General features: G+C 74.4%; 18 protein-coding genes and 1 pseudogene. 10 read left to right on the forward strand and 9 right to left on the reverse strand.

Annotation, left to right across the window (positions count from 1 at the left end):
- The first annotated feature begins 135 nt into the window (after positions 1-135).
- Positions 136-1,053: a cation diffusion facilitator family transporter gene (locus ACIBA9_RS01905; protein WP_399359991.1), complete on the forward strand. Its 918-nt coding sequence runs from the start codon at positions 136-138 to the stop codon at positions 1,051-1,053.
- 80 nt (positions 1,054-1,133) lie between these two features.
- Here the strand turns inward: ACIBA9_RS01905 and ACIBA9_RS01910 are convergent, their stop codons facing one another.
- Positions 1,134-1,583, reverse strand: coding sequence for a nitroreductase family deazaflavin-dependent oxidoreductase (locus ACIBA9_RS01910; protein ID WP_399359391.1), 450 nt, complete (start codon positions 1,581-1,583; stop codon positions 1,134-1,136).
- Between the two features lie 345 nt (positions 1,584-1,928).
- Here ACIBA9_RS01910 and ACIBA9_RS01915 point away from each other — a divergent pair, with 345 nt between their 5' ends.
- Genes ACIBA9_RS01915 through ACIBA9_RS01925 form a run of 3 tightly spaced genes read left to right on the forward strand, consistent with a single transcriptional unit; the run spans position 1,929 to position 3,949 of the window.
- The gene (locus ACIBA9_RS01915) at positions 1,929-3,158 is read left to right on the forward strand and encodes a cytochrome P450 (protein ID WP_399359392.1); all 1,230 of its coding nucleotides are present in this window, start codon (positions 1,929-1,931) and stop codon (positions 3,156-3,158) included.
- Between the two features lie 12 nt (positions 3,159-3,170).
- A complete protein-coding gene (locus ACIBA9_RS01920; protein ID WP_362152266.1) occupies positions 3,171-3,371 on the forward strand; it encodes a ferredoxin in 201 nt (66 codons plus the stop codon).
- Between the two features lie 44 nt (positions 3,372-3,415).
- The gene (locus ACIBA9_RS01925) at positions 3,416-3,949 is read left to right on the forward strand and encodes a flavoprotein (protein ID WP_399359393.1); all 534 of its coding nucleotides are present in this window, start codon (positions 3,416-3,418) and stop codon (positions 3,947-3,949) included.
- Positions 3,950-4,765: 816 nt separating this feature from the next.
- Here the strand turns inward: ACIBA9_RS01925 and ACIBA9_RS01930 are convergent.
- Entirely contained in the window at positions 4,766-5,608 is an 843-nt protein-coding gene (locus ACIBA9_RS01930) for an endo alpha-1,4 polygalactosaminidase (protein ID WP_399359394.1), read from the reverse strand.
- A 149-nt stretch (positions 5,609-5,757) separates the two neighbouring features.
- On the opposite strand from ACIBA9_RS01930, the gene ACIBA9_RS01935 reads away from it, so the two are divergent.
- Complete coding sequence (locus ACIBA9_RS01935) at positions 5,758-6,726, forward strand: aldo/keto reductase (RefSeq protein WP_362152273.1); 969 nt, start codon at positions 5,758-5,760, stop codon at positions 6,724-6,726.
- Between the two features lie 343 nt (positions 6,727-7,069).
- Complete coding sequence (locus ACIBA9_RS01940; RefSeq protein WP_399359395.1) at positions 7,070-8,737, forward strand: ricin-type beta-trefoil lectin domain protein; 1,668 nt, start codon at positions 7,070-7,072, stop codon at positions 8,735-8,737.
- Position 8,738: 1 nt separating this feature from the next.
- Here the strand turns inward: ACIBA9_RS01940 and ACIBA9_RS01945 are convergent, their stop codons facing one another.
- From ACIBA9_RS01945 to ACIBA9_RS01960, 4 genes are all read right to left on the reverse strand, one after another.
- Positions 8,739-9,230 (reverse strand): universal stress protein, encoded by a 492-nt coding sequence (locus ACIBA9_RS01945; RefSeq protein WP_399359396.1) that lies wholly within the window; start codon positions 9,228-9,230, stop codon positions 8,739-8,741.
- A 44-nt stretch (positions 9,231-9,274) separates the two neighbouring features.
- The gene (locus ACIBA9_RS01950; RefSeq protein WP_399359992.1) at positions 9,275-10,528 is read right to left on the reverse strand and encodes an arsenic transporter; all 1,254 of its coding nucleotides are present in this window, start codon (positions 10,526-10,528) and stop codon (positions 9,275-9,277) included.
- 184 nt (positions 10,529-10,712) lie between these two features.
- Positions 10,713-11,420, reverse strand: coding sequence for a DUF4232 domain-containing protein (locus ACIBA9_RS01955; RefSeq protein WP_399359397.1), 708 nt, complete (start codon positions 11,418-11,420; stop codon positions 10,713-10,715).
- A gap of 157 nt (positions 11,421-11,577) precedes the next feature.
- Positions 11,578-12,960, reverse strand: a complete 1,383-nt coding sequence (locus ACIBA9_RS01960; RefSeq protein ID WP_399359398.1) for a serine/threonine-protein kinase — start codon at positions 12,958-12,960, stop codon at positions 11,578-11,580.
- A 47-nt stretch (positions 12,961-13,007) separates the two neighbouring features.
- On the opposite strand from ACIBA9_RS01960, the gene ACIBA9_RS01965 reads away from it, so the two are divergent.
- Complete coding sequence (locus ACIBA9_RS01965) at positions 13,008-13,556, forward strand: RNA polymerase sigma factor (RefSeq protein WP_393899223.1); 549 nt, start codon at positions 13,008-13,010, stop codon at positions 13,554-13,556.
- 44 nt (positions 13,557-13,600) lie between these two features.
- On the opposite strand, the gene ACIBA9_RS01970 is transcribed toward ACIBA9_RS01965, so the two are convergent.
- The 3 genes from ACIBA9_RS01970 to ACIBA9_RS01980 form a co-directional block, all read right to left on the reverse strand.
- The gene (locus ACIBA9_RS01970) at positions 13,601-15,982 is read right to left on the reverse strand and encodes a SpoIIE family protein phosphatase (protein WP_399359399.1); all 2,382 of its coding nucleotides are present in this window, start codon (positions 15,980-15,982) and stop codon (positions 13,601-13,603) included.
- Between the two features lie 270 nt (positions 15,983-16,252).
- Positions 16,253-16,975: a 2OG-Fe(II) oxygenase gene (locus tag ACIBA9_RS01975; RefSeq protein ID WP_399359400.1), complete on the reverse strand. Its 723-nt coding sequence runs from the start codon at positions 16,973-16,975 to the stop codon at positions 16,253-16,255.
- A gap of 31 nt (positions 16,976-17,006) precedes the next feature.
- Positions 17,007-17,516 (reverse strand): methylated-DNA--[protein]-cysteine S-methyltransferase, encoded by a 510-nt coding sequence (locus ACIBA9_RS01980; RefSeq protein ID WP_399359401.1) that lies wholly within the window; start codon positions 17,514-17,516, stop codon positions 17,007-17,009.
- Positions 17,517-17,725: 209 nt separating this feature from the next.
- Between ACIBA9_RS01980 and ACIBA9_RS01985 the strand changes: the two genes are divergently transcribed.
- The 3 genes and pseudogenes from ACIBA9_RS01985 to ACIBA9_RS01995 form a co-directional block, all read left to right on the forward strand.
- Positions 17,726-17,965, forward strand: coding sequence for a hypothetical protein (locus tag ACIBA9_RS01985; RefSeq protein WP_362152294.1), 240 nt, complete (start codon positions 17,726-17,728; stop codon positions 17,963-17,965).
- A gap of 3 nt (positions 17,966-17,968) precedes the next feature.
- Complete coding sequence (locus ACIBA9_RS01990; protein WP_399359402.1) at positions 17,969-18,349, forward strand: toxin Doc; 381 nt, start codon at positions 17,969-17,971, stop codon at positions 18,347-18,349.
- A gap of 472 nt (positions 18,350-18,821) precedes the next feature.
- Positions 18,822-20,591 (forward strand): annotated as a pseudogene (locus tag ACIBA9_RS01995) (RICIN domain-containing protein); the annotation flags it as partial.
- Between the last annotated feature and the right edge of the window lie 24 nt (positions 20,592-20,615).

A 20,615-nucleotide genomic window follows, 5' to 3' on the forward strand; every position in this document is an offset into this window, starting at 1 on the left:
ACGAACACCGCGGGGCGACAGGCGAGGGACGACGCGGCGCAGCAGGCGTCGACGGACGGGAGCGAGGGCGCGCCCGGCGGGGCGGGAAGCAGGTCGGGTGACTCGAAGACCGATCGGCACACCCGGGTCACCGTCCTGGTGGCCCTGGCCGCCAACCTGGTGATCGCCGTCGCCAAGGGCGTAGGCGGAGTGCTGGTGGGTTCGCCCGCGCTGCTGTCGGAGGCCGCGCACTCCGTCGCCGACAGCCTCAACGAGGTGTTCCTGCTGGCCGCCCTGCGCCGCAGCCGCCGCCCCGCCGACAGCCGGCACCCCTTCGGCTACGGCAAGGAGCGCTTCTTCTGGTCGCTGCTCGCGGCCGTCGGCATCTTCGTCATGGGCGGCTGCTTCTCCTTCTTCCAGGGCTTCGAGGCGCTCGGCTCGGGCACCGAGGAGAAGTTCAGCGGCTATGTGGCGGGTCTGATCGTGCTCGGCGTGGCCCTGCTGGCCGAGGCCGCCTCGCTGCTGCGGGCGCTGCACCAGGTGCGCCGGCAGGGCGGCGGCCTCGCGGCGCTGCGCGACCCCGCGCTGCGGACCGTGGTCGCCGAGGACGGCACGGCCGTGCTGGGTGTCACCCTCGCCCTCATCGGCATGGCCCTGCACATGGTCACCGGCAACGTGGTGTGGGAGGCGTCCGCCTCGATGGCGATCGGCGTGCTGCTGGTCTACGTCGCCTACCGGCTCGGCCGGGACGCCCGTGACCAGCTCATCGGCGAGGCGGCCGACCCGGAACTGAGCGGCAGGATCCGGTCGCTGCTGGAGGCGCAGCCCGAGATCGACAGCGTGGAGGCGCTGCTCACGATGAAGATGGGCCTCGACTCCACCCTGGTGGCCGCCCGCATCGACCTGGTGCCGGGCCTGGACAGCGAGCGGGTCGAGGAGGTCTCCATGCGCATCAAGCGCTCCCTGGCGAGCACGTTCCCGGACGCGGACCAGGTGTTCCTGGACGTGACCGACCGCCCGGACGGCGAGGCAGCGCGAAGCCCCGCCGCGACGGGGGAGCGCGGCGGGGCCTGACGCACGGGTGCCCGGCCGGAATCCGGCTCACACTCGCGCGGAACGGAATTATCCGAAACGGATCCGTGCGGGGCCGGAAATCAGCGTGCGTCGAGGGGCTCCAGCACGAACACGGGGATCTCCCGGGACGTCTTGCGCTGGTAGTCGGCGTACGGGGGAAACGCGGCCACGGCCCGCTCCCACCACTCGGCCTTCTCCTGGCCGGTGATCTCGCGGGCCCGCATGTCCTGCTTGGCCGGGCCGTCCTGCAGCTCGACATGCGGATCGGCCTGGATGTTGAAGTACCAGGTCGGGTGCCGGGGAGCCCCGCCCTGCGAGGCGACGACCGCGTACCGCCCGTCGTGCTCCACCCGCATCAGCGGCGTCTTGCGGATCTTCCCGCTCTTCGCGCCCCGGGTGGTCAGCACGATCACCGGCAGGCCGGTGTCGAGCAGCGTCGTGCCCTTCGTCCCACCGGAACTCTCGTACAGCTCGACCTGGTCCCGCACCCACTGCTCCGGGCTGGGCTCGTACTCGCCCTCAAGAGGCATGGAATCCGTCTCCTTCGTCGGTCCAACGGCTGTCTGTCACCGGCCTTCAACACCGGTGCGCGCGCGAATCATCCGTACCGCGCCGATCTTCTCCCGACGGGCTGGACACGCCGGGTCCGGCGTACCCTGATGGCGGGCCGGAACACGACGCTCCGATTTCGCGTCGTATCCGTCCGGACGGCCACGGACGGGCGTCGGCACGGCCCCGTCCGGCCGCGGCAGCACTCGTCTTCGGCCAGATCCCGCGCGTCACCGAAGTGGCCGAGTTTCCCAGTGGCCGTATAGATGCCTCGGGCATCTAATGGGGAGTGGCACGACGCACTCTTTCGTCTGCGAGGTCTTCCCATGACGGAACTGACGGACACCACCGGCCCGTCCACCCCGGCCGAACCCGTCGCCTTCCCGCAGGACCGCACCTGCCCCTACCACCCGCCCACCGGCTACGACCCGTTGCGCGGGAGCGGGGGCCTGTCCCGCGTCACCCTGTTCGACGGCAGCGAGGTGTGGGCGGTCACCGCGCACACGACCGCCCGCAGCCTGCTCGCCGACCCCCGGCTGTCCAGCGACCGCAGCCGCCCCGAGTTCCCGGCGATCACGCCCCGCTTCGCGGCCGTGACCCGGCGCCGGGTGGCCCTGCTGGGGCTGGACGACCCCGAGCACAACCGGCAGCGGCGCATGCTGATCCCGTCGTTCACCGTCAAACGCGCGGCCGGGCTGCGGCCCCTGATCCAACGCACCGTGGACGAACTGCTGGACGCCATGATCGAGCAGGGGCCACCGGCCGACCTGGTCTCCGCCTTCGCGCTGCCCGTACCGTCGACGGTGATCTGCGGCCTGCTCGGCGTGCCCTACGCCGACCACGACTTCTTCGAGGAGCAGTCCCGCAGGCTGCTGCGCGGCCCGACGGGCGAGGACACCGAGGCCGCCCGCGTGGAGCTGGAGCGGTACCTGGGCGCCCTGATCGACGCGAAGGCGGCACAGACCGAGCCGGGCGACGGCATCCTCGACGACCTCGTCCACGAGCGGCTCCGCGCCGGCACCCTGGACCGCGCCGACGTCGTCTCGCTGGCCCTCATCCTGCTGGTCGCCGGGCACGAGACGACCGCCAACATGATCTCCCTGGGCACCTTCACGCTGCTGCGGCACCCCGACCGGCTGGCCGAACTGCGCGCCGACCCGACACTGCTGCCCGGCGCCGTGGAGGAGCTGATGCGCCTGCTGTCCATCGCGGACGGGCTGCTCCGGGTGGCACTGGAGGACATCGAGGTCGACGGCACCTCCATCCGGGCCGGGGAGGGCGTGCTCTTCGCGACCTCCGTGATCAACCGGGACGCCTCCGTGTACGAGGACCCCGACGCCCTCGATCTGCGCCGACCCGCCCGCCATCACGTGGCGTTCGGCTTCGGCATCCACCAGTGCCTGGGCCAGAACCTGGCCCGCGCGGAGCTGGAGATCGCCCTCGGCACCCTGTTCTCGCGTCTGCCGGGTCTGCGGCCGGCCGTACCGGTGGAGGAAATTCCCTTCAAACCCGGCGACACGATCCAGGGGATGCTGGAACTCCCCGTGACCTGGTAAGAGGCTCTGCTCATGCACATCGACATCGACAAGGACGTCTGTATCGGCGCCGGGCAGTGTGCCCTGGCCGCGCCCGGCGTCTTCACCCAGGACGACGACGGCTACAGCACCCTGCTCCCCGGCCGGGAGGACGGCGCGGGCGACTCCATGGTCCGTGAGGCGGCCCGCGCCTGCCCGGTGAGCGCCATCACGGTGAAGGAGAGCGGCGGCTGATCCGGCCGGCGGACCGGTCCCGGCCGCCCCAGTAGGGTCCCCGGATGACCGAACACGCCGAGAAGCCGTTCCTGTACGTCGTCGTCTGCGCCGCCGGTGTCGCCGCCGGGGTACCCGAACTGATCGCCGCCGCCCAGGAACGGGGCTGGGAGGTCGGTGTCATCGCCACGCCGGTGGCGATGGGCGGGTTCTTCGACAGCGAGGCCGTCCGGGCGCGGACGGGCCGGCCCGTCCGGTCGGCCTGGCGCTCCCCGGCCGACCCGCGCCCGTTCCCGCCCCCGGACGCCGTCGTGGTGGCGCCCGCCACCTTCAACACCCTCAACAAATGGGCGGCGGGCCTCGCCGACACCCTCGCCGTCGGCACGCTGTGCGAGGCCGCCGGGCTGGGCGTGCCGATCGCCGTGCTGCCCTGTGTGGGCGACGCCCTGGCCGCCCATCCCGCCTACCGGGACAGCCTGGTACGGCTGCGCGGGATGGGCGTCCGCTTCGGCGCCCCTCACACCGGCGACCCCGGGGCGGACGGACGGCGCCCCGAGTTCGCCTGGCAGCGGGCACTGGACCTGCTGGAGCGGCCCTGACGGGTGTCGGCCCCGCCGGCATGCCGCCCGCCACCTCCTGGCCGGCCGGCATCCAGCAGCCGAGCCGGGAGATGAGGCCAGCGAGCGGGTTGACGCAGCGGGTGTCGGCCGTGGCGATCCGGACACCGGTGCCCGGCTCGCCGGCTCGCCGATGAGTCCCAGCCGCGCGCTGCCGTCGCCCGCGTCGCTGTCGCGGCGGAGCGTGTGGGTCAGCGTGGTGGTGGCGCCCCGGCGCAGCGTCGTGCGGTCGACGGTGACGGCGCGCGCGGCCCTCACCGGGGGAGCGGTCGGCGACAGCGTGTGGCCTGTACAGTGCCCGACAGGTCGACCCCGGCGGGCGCCGACCGTACCCGGACGGTGGCGGTGGTGTCGTACGTCCCGGGGCCCGGGTACGCGCGCGACACGGCCGGAGCGCCGGTGGCCGGCGTCGGCCGGCGCGTCGGGCGGTCCAGGTGCCGTTGGTGCGACAGGTGTACGGGGCCCAAGTGCCCGCCCGCCGGCAGGTCGCCAGGGCGGAGACGGCCGACTGTGGACCGCCGTTGCCCGCGCACGGGCTGACCCGGCCTGCCGGCCGTGCTCACCGCGCAGGGTGCCGGCGGCCCCGCCCGTCGTCGCCGGGGCCTCGGGCTGCGCGCCGGACCGCCCCCAGCCGGGGGTGACGAGGGCCAGGGCTCTCGGGAGTGGTGGGACGTGTCGGCACCGCGTTCCCTCCCGGGCGGTCTCGACCGGCCGGACGCCGGTCGGCTGCGCCGAGGATGAGCGGACGACGCGACCGGCGCCGCTCTGGGCCGTGGACAACCCTGCGGGTCAATACACCTAGCGCGTCTTTCGGACGTACTCGGCGCTGCCCGGGGTGGAGACGTTCCGGTCGCGGCGGACGATGCTCAGCCGGTCGCCCCAGCGGGCGAGGGCCGCGCGCAGCCCCCGGTCGGTGTACTCGATGTCGACGACCCGGTCGTCGAACGCCTTCGCGTACACCCCGCACTCGTCGTACTGGCCGCACTCCTCCGCGACGGCGAAGTCCAGCCCGGCCCGCTCGCGCCGCCCGGCCAGTTCGGCGGTGTTCTTCTGCGCGATGGCCAGGTGGCGGGCGTGCGCGTGCCGGGACAGCAGGCTCATGAACGCCGTCGCGTCCCCGGCCGTGAGCAGCCCGTGGGAGCGGGTGTAGCTGTCGTAGTTGTCCGGCTCGACGGCGTCGAAGCCCTTCCCGGCGCAGCCGTCGACCCACCGGTTCACCCGCCGCGCCACCCGCTGCCGCTTGGCCGGGGTGCGCAGGTCGAGCAGCGCCTCGTTCCAGTCCTCGTCGATGACCACCGCACCGTGCGCGTCGCGCAGCAGCAGATCGGGCGGCCAGGAGGAACGCTCGGCGGGCTGGGCCTGGAAGGCGTTGACGTAACAGATGTTGTAGAGCCCGGGCGCGGGGGAGCCGGACCGGTCGCGGCTGACGATCCGCACGCCCTCGGGCGGGGGATAGGAGCCGCCGATCTGGTAGTCGAACCCGGCGTGACGCGGCGGCAGCCGCACCGCGGCGGGCCCGCCCGACCCGTCCTTCCCGGAGTCCGCCGGACCACAGCCGGCCAGTGCCGACACGGCGACGATCAGGGCTGCTGACAAGGCGCCTGGGGCTGTCCGGGAAGCCACGGCGCGAAAGACACCCATCAGGGGCAAGTCCGCTCCATCCTGCCCACGCCGGGCGGCGCGGCACGTGTCAGGATCAAATCGCCCGCGCGCTCGCCGCGTCAAGTCGGCCCCCGGGCCACGCCGTAGGCTCGTCGCGGACCATCGACCCGAAGGCAGGAGCAGCAACGATGCAGTACGTGAAGCTCGGTTCGACGGGCCTGGACGTCTCGCGGATCTGTCTGGGCTGCATGACCTACGGACTGCCGGACCGCGGCAAGCACGAATGGACCCTCGACGAGGAGGCCTCCCGCCCGCTGATCCGGCAGGCGCTCGAGGCGGGCATCAACTTCTTCGACACCGCCAACGTCTACTCCGACGGCACCAGTGAGGAGATCGTCGGCAAGGCCCTGCGCGACTACGCCGACCGCGACGAGATCGTGTTGGCCACCAAGGTGCACGGCCGGGTGCGGCCGGGCCCCAACGGCGGCGGTCTGTCCCGCAAGGCCATCATGGGCGAGATCGACCACAGCCTGCGCCGGCTCGGCACCGACTACGTCGACCTCTACCAGATCCACCGCTACGACCACACGACTCCCGTCGAGGAGACGATGGAGGCGCTGCACGACCTGGTGAAGGCGGGCAAGGTCCGCTACATCGGGGCGAGTTCGATGTACGCGTGGGAGTTCTCCAAGGCCCAGTACACCGCCGAACGGCACGGCTGGACGAAATTCGTGTCCATGCAGAACCACTACAACCTGCTCTACCGCGAGGAGGAGCGGGAGATGCTGCCGCTCTGCGCGGACCAAGGTGTCGGCGTGCTGCCCTGGAGCCCGCTCGCCCGGGGCCGGCTGACCCGGGACTGGGGCACCGTCACCGGGCGCAGCGCCACGGACGACTTCGGCGGCCGGCTGTACCAGGAGGGCGACCGCGCGATCGTCGAGGCCGTCACCCGGATCGCCGGCGAACGTGGCGTGCCGCGCGCCCAGGTGGCCCTCGCCTGGCTGCTGCGGCAGGACACGGTGGCCGCGCCGATCGTCGGTGCCGCCAAGCCCCGGCACATCGAGGACGCGGTGGCCGCCGTGGAACTCCGGCTCGGCGACAAGGAGGCCGAAGAACTGGAGGAGGCCTACACCCCGCGCGCGATCAGCGGCCACTGACCCCTCTCGGTGAGGTCCGTGCGGTGCGGACACCGTGCCGCACGGACCACCGGCCGACCGCAATTGCGAGAAAAGGTTCCCTTCGACAATGCGTCAATAAAGAAATCCGCTCGGAATGCCGCGGATGAGCGATAGATCTCTTGTTACGGCGTGCCGCCCTGTGTAAAAGTGTGCGCTGTCGGCGCACGCTCACCCATAAAATCCAGGTGTATGCGCCAGGCCGTTCGCCGCACACCCCCCACGCTTCAAAAGAGCCGCCTGAGGTGGACGTTCGAGCTGCCCTCGCCCTCCCCGTACCCCTTGGTACGGACTGGATCCGTATCACGTCTGGAGGAATGCGGCCGTGAATGAGGCAGGCCCGCCGTCGGACGAGGAGCTGAGCGCCGAACTCAGGAAGTGGACGGGTACGTCACCCGCACTCCACCCCGTCGGCGAACTTCTCGACCGGCATTGGGAGGCGGCCTTCGCCTACGCCCGGCTCTGCACCGACGGCCCGCGCGCCGCCGGCATGCTCACCACGGCCGCCTTCACCCGGCTCTTCGGCGAAGCGCTCCGCCACGACGGTCCGACCGCCGCCTGGCGCCCACAGGTACTGGTCGCCGTCCGCCGGATCGCGGCCGAGTGGGACGCCGACGACCGCCGCGAACTCCTCCACCCGGCACTGCGGTCGGACGACGGCACCGGCCGGCCCGCCGCCGCCCGTCTGCTGCCGTCCCCCGACCGCCAGTTGCTGTCCCGCGCCTTCCAGCGGACGCCCGCCGCCTCCCGCGCGGTCCTGTGGCACAGCGAGGTGGAGGCCGAATCCCCCGCGGTCGCCGCCGTCCTGCTCGGGCTGGACGAGGAGGACGTCCGCGTCGAACTCCACCGGGCCCGCGAACGACTGCGCGAGGAGTGCCTCCAGGCGCACCGCGAACTCGCCCCCGAGACCGAGTGCCACCGCTATCTGCGCATGCTCGACGTCACCTTCCGGCGCGGCGGTGTCGACATCGACCCGGACCTGCGCGCCCACCTGGGCCGCTGCCCCCACTGCGACCGGACTGCCGGTCAACTCGCCTGTTTCAGCAGGGGACTTGGCGGCGCGTTGGCCGAGGCGGTGCTCGGCTGGGGCGCCGACGCCTACACGCGGTCCCGGGCCAACCGCGCCGAGACGCCGGCCGAACCCGCCCCGGACCCCGCCGCCGTGGTGTTCCCGGCCGGCGAGGCCTTCGCCCCCATCCCGGCCCGCGCTTACGGCCGCCCGGACGCTTCCACCGGCCCGGCCGGCAGCGCCGCGCGGCCCCCCGCCGCCCGCCGTTCGGCGCGCCGTACCGCGTCCGCCGTCTCCGGCCGTTCGGCGCGGCGAGCGGCCCGCCGTACCCGGGGCCGCCATCTCGCCCTGGCCGTCGTGACCGTCACCGGCCTGGTCGCGCTGCCCCTGGTGCTGTGGTCGGCCCTCGGTCCCGGCGAGACGCCGGCCGCGGGATCCGGCACCAGCCCCACCCCGGCGCCCGGCACGAACTCACCTTCCCCGGGCGCGACCTGGGCCGGTGCGAACACCCCCGGCCGGGGCGCCCCGCACGGCCGGCTGCACAACTTCGCCGCGAACCTGTGCGTCGGTGTCGTCGGCGAGAAGGCGGTCGCGGGCGCCGAGACCGAGCTGACCGCCTGCTCCGCTACCCCGAGCCAGCGCTGGACGTACAAGACCGACGGCGCGCTGCGCAACGACGCGGCCCCCGACCTGTGCCTGGACTCCCACCTCGGCTACTCGGTCCGCCTCGCCCCCTGCGCGGCCACCGGCGGCGCCGCCCGGAACGTCCGCTACGACTTCACCCGCCAGGGCGCCCTGGTGCCCCGCTGGAACCGGGGGCTGGCCCTCACCCCGGCCGCCACCGACGGCTCCGGCGCCCTCGTCCTCAAGCTCCGCGCGGCGGGCGCCGCCCAGCGCTGGTCGTTCGACACCTCACAGCCGGACCTTCAGATGCGGAACGTCGACTGGGGCCGCGAGAGCGCGCTGCCGCCGGCACCCCGCTGACTCAGCGGTGGCGCGGCGGAGCCGGAGGGATCGTCTCCAGCCCCGGAGCCGGCTCCGGCCACACCAGCAGCACCGGGCAGGGCGCGTGGTCGACGGCGAACCGGGCGGCCGGCCCGAGGCTCTTCGGCCCCAGCCGGGACCGCTCCCCGTCCCGGGCCAGCACCAGCAGATCGGCGCCCTCGGCGGCGGCCACCACCTCGCGCTCGACCCGGCCCGACCGCTCCTCGCGCGCGCAGGGCCGACCGAGGCGTTCGGCGGCCGCGTCCAGCAGCCCCGCCGCCGTACCCTGCCCGAGCGTCTCCAGCATCGCGCCGGGATCGCGCTCCGGGTGCCCGCGGCCGAGCAGCCCCGCGAACGCCCCGTGCGCGAGCCCCGGCACGTCGGGCCCGCTGACGTGGAGCAGCACCACCTCGGCCGAGTCCGGCACATGGGCGCGCACGGCGTCCACACACGCCGGCCAGGTGCCCTCGACGAGCCAGGCGATCACACGCATCCCGACGGCCTCCTCCGGCCTGTGCGAGAGCCCTCGCGGGACCCTCAGAGAATCTGCAGCGACCCCCACAGTGCCACCACCGCGGCGGCGAGGGAGGTGGGCACGGCGATCAGACCCAGCCGGGTGAACTCCCCGAGGTCCACACCGTGCTCGTGCTGGTGCACGATCCGCCGCCACAGCAGGGTGGCCAGCGACCCGGCGTAGGTCAGGTTCGGCCCGATGTTCACGCCGAGCAGCACCGCGAGGACCGCGCCCGAGCCGACGGACGTGGCCGGCGGGAGCAGCACCAGGACCGCGGGCAGGTTGTTGATGAGGTTGGCGAGGACGGCGGCGAGCGCGGCGATCCCGAGCAGCGCGAGCAGTCCCGTGCCACTGGGCAGGACGTGGGTGAGAACGTCGGCGAGGCCGTTGTCGACGACAGCCCGCACCACGATGCCGAGCGCGAGCACGAACGCCAGGAAGGCCGGGGCCGCCGCCCGCACGACCGTCAGCGGGGTCGCCTGCCGTCGCACCAGCGCCCGCCCCGCCAGCACCAGCGCACCCGCCGCGGCCACCCAGGCGGGCTCCACCCCGAACGCCGACGCCGGCACGAACCCGGCCAGCGTGCAGGCGACCGTCACCAGCGCGAACAGCGGAAGCCGCGGCGCCTCGCCGTCCTCCCCGCCCCCCGGGGCCGCCGCCGCGAGGTCCCGGGCGAAGAACCGGCGGAACACCACGTACTCGGTGCCGATCGCCATGAGCCACGGCAGTGCCATCAGCGCCGCGAACCGGGTGAAGCTCAGCCCGCTCGCCGCGAACGCGAGCAGATTCGTCAGGTTCGACACCGGCAGCAGCAGCGAGGCCGTGTTCGACAGATGGGTGCAGGCGTACACGTGCGGCTTGGGCCGTACGCCGGTCCGCGCGGCCGTGGCGAACACCACCGGTGTCAGCAGCACGATCGTCGCGTCCAGACTGAGCACGGCGGTGATGGCCGAAGCCAGCGCGAAGACCGCCGTCAGCAGCCGCACCGGACGACCTGCCGACCGGCGGGCCATCCACGCCCCGCAGGCCCGGAACACGCCCTCGACGTCACAGAAGTGGGCGATCACCAGCACCGCCGCGAGGAAGCCGATGACCGGTCCGAGCTGCTGTGCCTCGGCGCGCGCGTGGTCGAGCGAGATCGCGCCGGAGGCGACGGCGATGCCGGCTGCGGGCACGGCCATGACCGCCTCCGGCCATCCGAACGGCCGCACCACGGCCCAGACGAGCACGGCGGCGAGCAGCACGACGGACAGGGCCTCGGCGAGCGGGGTGTTCAGGGCGGGTCCTTCCAGGGAACGGTCACGGTGGTGCCGACCATGAAAACAGACGCTGCCGGGTCCGCCTCCACGACCTGCCCCCCGCCGCGCCCGGGAAAGCCGGCCGGCCGCCCGCGCGGCGCCGCGACCCCCGCCGCCCCGGGAAGCGGGACGGCGGGGGTCGCGGGCCGGTGCGAGCGGTGGATCAGGGGGCGGTGCCCGCGCCGAGCACCGTCAGGAAGACCGACGAGGAGTTGCCGGAGACCGGGACCGGACCGCCCGGCCAGGTCACCTTCAGGTGATCGCGCTCGTCCGGCGGGGTGACCAGCAGCGCGGCCGGTGTGGCCGACCTGGCGCCGCTGACCTCGGGATTGGAGAAGGTCAGCCCGGACCAGGCGCTCTTCCCGGGCTTGAGGGTGACCGTGACCGGCGAGCCCGACTGCCGCTTGGGGTCCGGGCCCAGCTGGCTGCCGGAACCGTTGACGAAGGCCGCGCCCGGATAGCCGCGCAGGGTGCAGGTACGGCCGGACGTGTTGGTGATGACGACGGGGAAGTTCTCCTGGCCGGCGCCGGGATCGTTGCGGCCCACGGAGGCCCGCAGCTCGGAGGTGTGGCACCTCGAACTCGCGGCGGCCGGAGTGGTCGTCCGCCCGCCCGTGGCCGCCGGCGCCTTGGGCGCGGAGGCCGAGGCGGGCGCGCCCAAGGAGACCTCGCCGGAGGCCGCGCCCTCGGCGGAGGTGGCCGACACCGGGCTCTTCGAGGTGTCCGACGCGGGCGCGGCCGGGCCCGAGGCCGTGATCGGCGCGCCGCCCTGGGCGTCCTTGCCGTTGCCGCAACCGGTCAGGAGGCCCAGCACGGCGACCGCGCCGACGAGCAGGGTCCCGTGCCGTGCGGACCGGGGTGTGTACACCATGTCGCTCAACACTCCTGGGTCTTCGGGGGCACGCGACGCATCGCCGCGTGCCTACGGCGCCGGGTGCGCCGTCATGACAGTCCGATGCGCCCGACGCCGGAAAAGTTCGGGTCGTACCGGGTTTCTTTTCCCCGCCTTGACCCTCGATGCGCGTGGTTCAGGACACCTGCAGCGAACGGAGTATCCGGTCGGTGGCGTCACCGGTGCCGCGCTGGCGTACCTGCACATATACCCGTGGCCTCGCTTCGCCGCCCGTCGGGGACAGTGCGCTCTCGGTGATCGAGCCGCCGTCCGGACAGCCGCTGAAGGTCCGCACCAGCCCGTGCCAGCCGGCGCCGGTGAACGTACGGCCGCCGGAGTACCGGCAGCCGGAGTGCGCGAGGGACTTCACCCTGGCGGTGACGTCGCCGTGCGCGCCGAGGCCCACGAACACACCGTCCACGGCCGCCGTCGTATCGGCCCAGTGCGCCAGGTCGTCGGCGACCACCAGCCCCGGCTGGTGCCCCGGCGCCAGCCCGAGAGCGTGCGGGTCCCAGCCGGAGCCGCGCATCTGACGGGCCCAGTCGGCGGGCACCCGGAGGACGACGCGGCCGGTGGTGTCGGCGACCCGCACCTCGTCCGGGGCGCCGTCACCGCGCTGGACCACGACGGTCACCGCCACCGCGGCGGCCGTGGCCGCGAGGACCCCCGCGAGCGCCAGAGTGGCGGTGCCGAGCCGGCCGCGCACACCGCCCGGCCGCTGCGCCGCCGCACCGGCTGCCAGCCGGTCCAGTTCCTGCGCGAACGCCCGCGCGTCGGGCCAGCGCCGCGTCCGGTCCGGTTCGAGCGCGCGCAGCAGCGCCCGCTCCACGTCCTCGCCGAGGTCCGGCCGCAGCCGCCTGGGCCGCACGACCCGGCCCGGTGGACCCGGCACGGACCCGGTGACCAGCGCGTAGCCGACCGCGCCCAGGCTGTAGACGTCGGCCCGCTCGTCGATGCCCTCCCCGGGCTCGGCCTGCTCCGGCGGCTGGTAGCCCGCGGAGCCCGCCGCCAGCGTCAGCACGGAGGCCTGGGCGAGGCTCTTCGCCAGCCCCAGGTCGGCCAGCAGGACCCGCCGGCTGCCGTCCGGGGCGGTGTGCAGCAGCACATTGGTCGGCTTGATGTCGCGGTGCACGATGCCCGCCTCGTGCAGCGCGGCGGCGCCGCGCGCGGCCTCCGCCGTCAGCGCCAGTGCCTCGCGCACCGGCATCGGCCCGCCGGCCGACAACTCGGCGAGGGTGCCGCCGTCGGCGTACTCCATCACGAAATACGGCCTGCCGTCGGGGAGTTCGCCGATGTCGTAGATCTGCACCACCCGGCCCGAACCGGCCCGGCGCAGCAGCCGCGCCTCGGACAGGAAGCGTTCCCTGACGTCGAGCCGGTGCGCCCAGTTCTCCGCGAGTACCTTCACGGCCACCGGCGCCTGCAACTCGGGGTCGTGGGCGAGCCACACCGTGGCGAAGGCACCGGTGCCCAGCGGCCGTTCGAGGCGGTGGCGGCCGATCCGCTCCGGGGACTGCATACGACTATCATGCCTGCCCTGAGATCGTCTCGAAGGGGGATCCTCCCGTGCAGGACCAGGCGCCGGTGGAAGACCTCGCCCGGCGGGCCGCCGCCGGTGACAGCGCGGCCCTGGACCGGCTGCTGAGCGAGATCCGGCCCGAGACCGTACGCCGCTGCGCGCGCTTCCTGCCCTGCCGGGAGGACGCCGAGGAGGCCGCCCAGGACGTGCTGCTCCAAGTGGCCCGGCACATCTCCGGCTTCGAGGGCCGCAGCCGCTTCGGCACCTGGCTCTACACGGTGGTCGCCAACTGCTGCCGGCAGAAGTACCGGGAGCTGAAGCGGCGGGCCGCCGAGCAGCCCGCCCCCATCGACCCGGCGCACGCCGTCGACCCCCGCACCACCAGCGTCATCGCCGGCTCCCGGGTGGATCTCCTGGAGGCGCTGGAGCGCCTGGAGCGGGAGTATCCGCAGCTCGTCGCCCCACTGGTCTACCGGGACATCTGCCAGCTGGAGTACGCCGAGGTCGCCGAGCGGGTCGGCATCCCGCTCGGCACCCTGAAATCCCGTCTGCACGAGGCCCGTAAACAGGTACGGCCCTGGCTGAGCGCCCCCTGAGGCCGTCCGGCCGGCCCGCACGCCGTGCGGCCCCGCGGTGGCGGCTACCCGTCCCGCTCGTACAGCGGCAGCTCCGCCCAGATGGTCTTGCCCTCCGGGGTGTGCCGGCTTCCCCACCGCTGGGTGAGCTGGGCGACGAGCAGCAGGCCGCGGCCGCCCTCGTCGAAGATCTTCGCCCGGCGCAGATGCGGCGCGGTGTGACTGGTGTCGGAGACCTCGCAGATCAGCGTGGCGGCGTCATGGATCAGCCGCAGCCGGATCGGCCGCGAACCGTAGCGGATGGCGTTGGTGACCAGCTCGCTGACCACGAGTTCGGCCGTGAACGCGACCTCGCTCAGCCCCCAGGAGTCCAGGCGCTCGACGACCTGCTTACGGACCGACGCCACCTGCGCCGGGTCGGCCGGGATGTCCCAGGTCGCGACCTGGGACGCGGCCAGCCCCTGGGTGCAGGCGAGCAGCAGCGCCACGTCGTCGGCGGCACCGGCCCGGGGCAGCAGGGCGTGCAGGATCGCGTCACAGGTCTCGTCCAGGGACCCCGAGTGCGCCGCCAGCGCCCGGAACAGCAGATCGCGGCCGGTGTCCGCGTCCCGGTTCCGGGAGAGCACCAGGCCGTCGGTGTACAGGGCGAGGACGCTGCCCTCGGCCAGTTCCACCTCGGCCGACTCGAACGGCAGGCCGCCCAGGCCCAGCGGTGGCCCGGCCGGCAGGTCCAGCAGACGCGGGTCGCCACCCGGCGGCATCAGCACGGGCGGCGGGTGCCCGGCGCGGGCCAGGGTGCAGTGCCGGGAGACCGGGTCGTACACGGCGTACAGACAGGTCGCGCCGACCTCGCCGGGGTTGCCCTCGCCCCCGGACTCGTCCGACAGCCGGAGCACCAGGTCGTCCAGATGGGTGAGCAGCTCGTCCGGGGCCAGGTCGATGTCGGCGAGGGTGCGTACGGCGGTGCGCAGCCGTCCCATGGTGGCCGAGGCCTGGACGCCGTGCCCGACGACGTCCCCGACGACCATCGCGACCCGCATCCCGGACAGCGGGATCACGTCGAACCAGTCCCCGCCCACCCCGGCGCGCGCGGCGGGCAGATACCTGGAGGACGCCTCCAGCGCGGCCGTGCGCGGCAGGTTGCGGGGGAGCAGGCTGCGCTGGAGCGCGAGCGCTGTCTCCCGCTCGCGCGAGTAGCGGCGCGCGTTGTCGATGCACACGGCGGCGCGGGTGGTGATCTCCTCCGCCAGCAGGCCGTCGTCCTCGGTGAACCCGTCAGGGCGCCGGTGCCGGATGAACACCGCCACGCCGAGGGTCAGGCCGCGGGCCCGGATGGGCACCGACATCGTGGAGTGCCCGCCGAAGGTGCGCACCCGTTCGCCGCGCGCGGTGTTCCAGGCCAGCCATCGGGCCATGTCGCCCGTGGCCATCGAGGTGATGATCGTGTGGCCGGCCGTGAGCGAGTCGGCCTGCGGGGAGCCGGCCGGGTACACCTCGGTCTGCCCGGGCTCGCTCACCGCCTCCGGCACCCCGTCGAGGACCGACCAGTGGGCCGCCCGCCGCAGGGTGAGGGGTGCCGCGATGCGTGCCGGGGGTTCGCCGCCGTAGTCCTCGGGATCCAGCAGGTCGACGGTGACGAAGTCGGCCAGCGCGGGCACGCACATGTGCGCCAGTTCCTGCGCCGTCCGGGTGACGTCGAGCGTGCTGCCGATGCGCACGCTCGCCTCGTTCACCAGTTGCAGCCGCTGGCGGGCCCGGTAGTTGTCGGTGACGTCGTGCGCGGCGAGGCTGACCCCCACGATCCGGCCGTCGGCATCCCTGACCGGCGCCAGCCGGGCCAGCCAGGCGCGCGCCCGGTCGTCGACGCCGCTGCCCGTGAACGTCTGCATGTCCAGCGGCCGGCCCGAGGTCAGCACCTGGAGCATGACCCGCTCCAGCTCCTCGCTCTGCGGCCGGCCGCCGATCTCCGACACCCGCAGCCCCCGCACCAGCGGCTCGGGGAGGCCGATGACGGCGGCCATCTCGTCGTTCATCCGGCGCAGCCGCAACTGCTCGTCGTACACGGCGACCGCGCACGGCGACTGGGTCAGGCCCGCACCGGCCAGCGGATCCTCGGCGGGCGGCGGCTCGGCCCCGGTGAGCGGGCTGACCACCAGCCAGCCGCCGGGCCGTCCGTCGCCTGCCGGGCGGCGGTGGGCGAGCAGCCGTACCGGCACGGTACGGCCGTCCCGGTGGCGCAGAGCGACCGTTCCCTGCCAGCGGTCCCCCGCGGGCGCGACGGGGATACGGTCCCCGGCCAGCAACCGGGCGGCGGGGCGGCCCACGACGGTGTCGGCCGAGTGGCCGAGCAGGCGCCGGGCGCCCTCGTTCCACTCCGCCAGCGTCCCGTCGTCATCGATGACAGCCCGGGCCGTCGCCGCGTCGTCGAACGGATAGACCCGGCTCATCGTCGCCGCTCCCAAGCGCACACTCACAGTGAACAGGTGGCACCACTTCCGTTCCAGCGTAGTGCTTCCCGCCCCCGTGTGGACCGCGAGTCCCGCCCGACCGGCCGACCGGGCGCACCCGGTCGAGGGGGGAAATCGGGCCGATACGCCGACGTGACGGCCACGGGACTGCCGGACCTCTGCCGATTTCGCATGGTGGGCCGTCAGAAACCGTTCATCCGCGATCAGTTGTGGACGCGTGCACCGGGCGCGTCGCCCGGCGGGGTCCGGTCAGGCGGCGTCGTGGAACACCAGACCCAGCGTGCGGCGGCGCCCGGACCGTACGGTGCTCACCCCGTGCCGCATCGCCCCCGCCGACCAGCCTCGACGGCCGCGTACGGGCCGGTCCCGCGTGGTGAACACCAGGCCGTGGCCCTGCCGCAGGGCGGTCGCCGTGCCCCGGGACTGGGCGCGCGGCCGCTGTTCCACCATCAGGAACTCACCGCCGGTGTGATCGCGGCCGTACACGTCCAGGGCGATCACCACCTGGAGCGGGAAGACCAGCTCGCCGAACACGTCCCGGTGCAGGGCGTTCCAGTCACCCGGACCGTAGCTCAGCAGGATCTGCGCGGACCGGTCCTGGCCGGCCGCGTGGCAGCGCTCCAGCCACTCGTCGAGGGAGTCGGGCCAGGGCGCCGGGCGGTCCAGCCGCGCCGCCCAGTCCCGGGCCACGGGCAGCAGGCGGGGGTAGAGCGCGGCCCGCAGCGCGGCCACCGGGGCGGGCAGGTCATGGGTGAAGTAGCGGTACTCGCCGGAGCCGAACCGGTGCCGGGCCAGGTCGACCGTCGTGCGGAACGGCTCCGGCCGGTCGTACAGGGCCGCCAGGGCGGCGCACTCGGCGGGCGTCAGCAGTGCCTCGGTGGGTGCGCTGCCCTGCTCGTCCAGCTCGGCGGCGAGCGCCGCCCAGTCGGTGCGGGCGGCCCGGTGGCGGGCCTCGGCCGGGGTGAGGGACATGGTCGCTCCTGGTGCGGGGGTCGGTGGGGGTTCAGATCAGGGTCGGCTGCAACGCGCCCTCGTGCGTGAGGAGCCACACCTTGTGCTCGACGCCGCCCGCGTATCCGCGCATCGAGCCGTCCGAGCCGATGACCCGGTGGCACGGGCGGACGAGGAGCAGCGGGTTGGCGCCGAGGGCCCCGCCCACCGCGCGGATCTCGGAGCGGGGCACGCCCAGCCGGGCCGCCAGCTCGCCGTATGTGGTCGTGGTGCCGTAGGGGATCTCCTCCAGGGCCTGCCACACCGCCCGCTGGAACGGGCTTCCCGTGGTGGCGAGCGGCAGGTCGAAGCGGGTCGGGCGGCCCGTGAAGTAGGCGTCGAGCTGCCGGTGCGCCTCGGCGAACGGCCGGTCGTCGCGGTCCTCCGGGCGCGGCGCGGGCGCGCCGCGCCGCCCGGGCAGGGACAGCGACGTCAGGGTGTGGCCGGCGGGCGAGACGGACCCGGTCAGCAGCAGGTCGCCCAGCGGGCTCGGGTGGACGGTGTGGACGGTGCGCGTGTTCATCGGTGCTCCCTTGGGCGACAGTTTTCGTCTGCCGGTGGTGTGTCCTGGGGTGTGTCCTCGTGCCGTCGAGTCTGGCGCGCCGGGCACCGTGCGACCGGCGGAAATCGGACGCGGTTCTCCGCCGCCGCGGGTACCGGGAGACATGCCGGGGGCAGGCCATGTGACCTGGGGATATTTACGCGTGGGTAACCGGGCGGTACCGTAAGGGCATGCCAGCTCTCAACGTGGAGTTCAGCGACCGGGAACTAGAGGACTTGCGGCAGATCGCCAAGGAGCGCGGTACGTCGATGAAGGCCCTCGTGCGCGAGGCGGCCGCCGCCGACATCGCGCGGCACCGGGCCCTGCAGGAGGGCGCGGAGGCGTTCCGGAGCTTCTTCGCCGCCCACGCGGAGGAGTTCGCGGCGGCCTTCCCCGACGACGAGCCCCCCGCCCGGGGCGAGGCCGCCTGAGCGATGCCCCCCACCGTCATCCACATCGACGTCCCGTGGCTGCTCCAGCGGCACGAGGAGGTCCTGCCCGGCCAGCCGGCCGTGGACGACTTCTCCGCGCTGGTCGCCGCCGTCGCCCGGCACCGGGTGGACCCGCCCCGGCTCGGCGTGGACTCCGACCCCGCCTGGCGCGCCGCCGCCCTGCTGCACACGCTCGCCCTGCTCAAGCCGCTGCCGGCGGCCAACGCCCGCTTCGCCTGCGCGACGGCCGTGGCCTACATGTTCGTCAGCGGCGTCGGCATCGATCCGCCCCACGGCGCCCTCGTCGACCTGGCCCGTGACCTCATCTCCGGCAAGACCGACGTCTACGGCGCGGCCGACCGGCTGCGTTCCTGGCAGATCTGAGTTCCCGGCAGATCCGACTCCGCCCCGGCCGGCCGGTCCCGTTCCGTCCGGGAACCGGCCCTGGACCGGCGGGGGAAGCCGCCGGGGCCGCCGGCCGAGGGCGGGAGGAACGGGGCCGGCGGCCGTTCGCGCACGGGGGAGCCGCCGTCCCGTGCGGGGCCTTTTCGAGAGGGCCGTCACCCAGTGCACCACCGGGCCGCCCGCTCCGGGAGCGTGCGGCGCCCGTCGGCGCGGGTGCGCGTTTCACACGGGGCGCGGGGGCGAACGGAAGGCCGGTGGCCGCCAACTCCCTTTCCCACGTGGTTACTTGACTTTCCTTCAAAACGGCTGATGTCGTACGGGCGCCTTGTTGCCCCTGTGGAAGGTGTGCAAGGGTTGCGACTCCCGATCGGGGGACAAAAGGCCGGGATTCGCCAAGAGTCAAGCACCACGCATCCTGCATCACGCGCCACGCACCAGAGGAATGCCTTCCGTGCCCACCCCCCACCCCCCTCGCCCCCTTGGTCCGCCCCTCGGCGCCGCCCCCGGGGAATCCGACGAGTCCCTCGCCGCCCCGCTGCGCGCCGGCTCCGACGTGGAGGCCTCGCGGTCCGCCGCCCTCCTGATGGCCCGGCACTGGCGGCCGGCGCAGGACTACGCGGTCATCTGCCTGACCTCCTCCGGGCCGCTCGCCCACATGGTCACCGCCGCGGCCTTCCATCGGACGCTCGGCCGGCTCGCCCTCGGTGAATCCGCCGAGGCGCTGCGGCCCCGCCTGCTCACCGCCGTCCGGGACACGGTCGCCGACTGGTCCGGCACCGACCGGATCACCGCCGTACTGCCCGGACTCGCGAGACCCGCCGGGGGCCGCGCCGTCCACGCCGCGAAGTCCCTGACACCGGAGAACCGCGCCCTGTCCGACCACTCCTTCCACGGCCTTACCCGGCGCGAGCGGGCGCTGTTGTGGCACAGCGAGGTCGAGGCCGAGCCGCTGACCGTTCCCGCCGCGCTGCTGGGCATCGACACCGAGACCGCCGCGACCGCACGGGACCAGGCTCGGGAGAAGTTCCGGGACGGTCTGGTGCGCGCCCACCGGGAACTGGCGCCGGGCAAGGACTGCCGCTACTACAACCGTCTGCTCGACGTCCCGGTCCGGCGCGGAGGCGCCCTGCTGCCCGATGTCCAGGAGCACCTGGCCGGCTGCGCCTACTGCCGGCACGCCGCCGAGCAACTCGGCCAGGTCGACGCGGCGTTGGGGGTGCTGCTCGCCGAGGCCGTCCTCGGCTGGGGCGCCCGCCGCTACCTGGAATCGCGCCCCGGCCGCCGTCCGTCCGCTCCGGCGCGGGGCGGCTCGCGCGGTTCCGGCGGCCGCCGGCACGGCGGGACGAAGCCCGGCCCGCTCGCCCGCGCCACCACGGCCGTGACCGCCGCCCTCACTGCCAAGGGGGCCCGGCGGCGCGACGGCGCGGAGCCCGGACCGTTCGCCCGCGCCACCACGGCCGTGACCGCCTCCCTCACTGCCAAGGGGGCCCGGCGGCACGGCGGGACGAAGCCCGGCCCGCTCGCCCGCGCCACCACGGCCGTGACCGCCGCCCTCACCGCCAAGGGGGCCCGGCGGCGCGACGGCGCGGAGCCCGGACCGTTCGCCCGCGTGCCGCTCCCGGTGGGCCGTGCGTCCGGTGCCGTCCGGTCCTCCCGGGGCCTGCTCGCCGGAGTCGGCGCGGCCTCGGCCGGGCTGCTGGCGGTGGTGGTCGCGGTCGCGGTCGCCCTGTGGCCGGACGGCCGCTCCGGCACCGGCCCGGTGACCGCGGCCCGCGCCCCCGCCCAGTCCCCGCCCGACTCCACCGCGCCGGGCACCGCGAGCGTGCCCGCCACCGGCCGGCCCACCCGGCTGCGTGACACCGCCGTCGGGCTGTGCCTGGACGTCGACGGCCGGCCCAGGGCGGGCGCGGGCGCGATCCTGACCGCCTGTTCCCGGGCGGCCGGCCAGCGCTGGACCTACAGCGAGGACGGTGTGCTGCGCAGCGCGGCCGACCCGGGGCTGTGTCTGGACTCGCACGCCGACGCCGGAGTGGTGATCCTCGGCAGCTGCGCCGCCGCCGGGTCGAGGCGGGGCGACGACGTGCGCTACGACCTCACGGCGCGCGGCGAGTTGCTGCCCCGCTGGGATCCGACGCTCGCCCTCGTCGCCGCCGGGGACGAGCCCGGCGGCGACCTGGTGGCCAGGGTCCGGGACCGCTCCGCTCCGCACCGCTGGCTGGCCGACCCGCCCACGGCGAGCGGCAAT

It is taken from the genome of Streptomyces sp. NPDC051452, assembly GCF_044454765.1.
Taxonomy (GTDB): domain Bacteria; phylum Actinomycetota; class Actinomycetes; order Streptomycetales; family Streptomycetaceae; genus Streptomyces.

Excerpts from the sequence above, each read along its gene's own strand:
- ACIBA9_RS01930 (WP_399359394.1), bottom strand. The coding sequence starts at position 5,608 with ATGGGTGTCTTTCGCGCCGTGGCTTCCCGGACAGCCCCAGGCGCCTTG.
- ACIBA9_RS01980 (WP_399359401.1), bottom strand. The coding sequence starts at position 17,516 with ATGAACACGCGCACCGTCCACACCGTCCACCCGAGCCCGCTGGGCGAC.
- ACIBA9_RS01945 (WP_399359396.1), bottom strand. The coding sequence starts at position 9,230 with ATGCGTGTGATCGCCTGGCTCGTCGAGGGCACCTGGCCGGCGTGTGTG.
- ACIBA9_RS01960 (WP_399359398.1), bottom strand. The coding sequence starts at position 12,960 with ATGCAGTCCCCGGAGCGGATCGGCCGCCACCGCCTCGAACGGCCGCTG.
- ACIBA9_RS01915 (WP_399359392.1), top strand. The coding sequence starts at position 1,929 with ATGACGGAACTGACGGACACCACCGGCCCGTCCACCCCGGCCGAACCC.
- ACIBA9_RS01975 (WP_399359400.1), bottom strand. The coding sequence starts at position 16,975 with ATGTCCCTCACCCCGGCCGAGGCCCGCCACCGGGCCGCCCGCACCGAC.
- ACIBA9_RS01910 (WP_399359391.1), bottom strand. The coding sequence starts at position 1,583 with ATGCCTCTTGAGGGCGAGTACGAGCCCAGCCCGGAGCAGTGGGTGCGG.
- ACIBA9_RS01990 (WP_399359402.1), top strand. The coding sequence starts at position 17,969 with ATGCCCCCCACCGTCATCCACATCGACGTCCCGTGGCTGCTCCAGCGG.
- ACIBA9_RS01955 (WP_399359397.1), bottom strand. The coding sequence starts at position 11,420 with ATGGTGTACACACCCCGGTCCGCACGGCACGGGACCCTGCTCGTCGGC.
- ACIBA9_RS01970 (WP_399359399.1), bottom strand. The coding sequence starts at position 15,982 with ATGAGCCGGGTCTATCCGTTCGACGACGCGGCGACGGCCCGGGCTGTC.
- ACIBA9_RS01935 (WP_362152273.1), top strand. The coding sequence starts at position 5,758 with ATGCAGTACGTGAAGCTCGGTTCGACGGGCCTGGACGTCTCGCGGATC.
- ACIBA9_RS01920 (WP_362152266.1), top strand. The coding sequence starts at position 3,171 with ATGCACATCGACATCGACAAGGACGTCTGTATCGGCGCCGGGCAGTGT.
- ACIBA9_RS01985 (WP_362152294.1), top strand. The coding sequence starts at position 17,726 with ATGCCAGCTCTCAACGTGGAGTTCAGCGACCGGGAACTAGAGGACTTG.
- ACIBA9_RS01925 (WP_399359393.1), top strand. The coding sequence starts at position 3,416 with ATGACCGAACACGCCGAGAAGCCGTTCCTGTACGTCGTCGTCTGCGCC.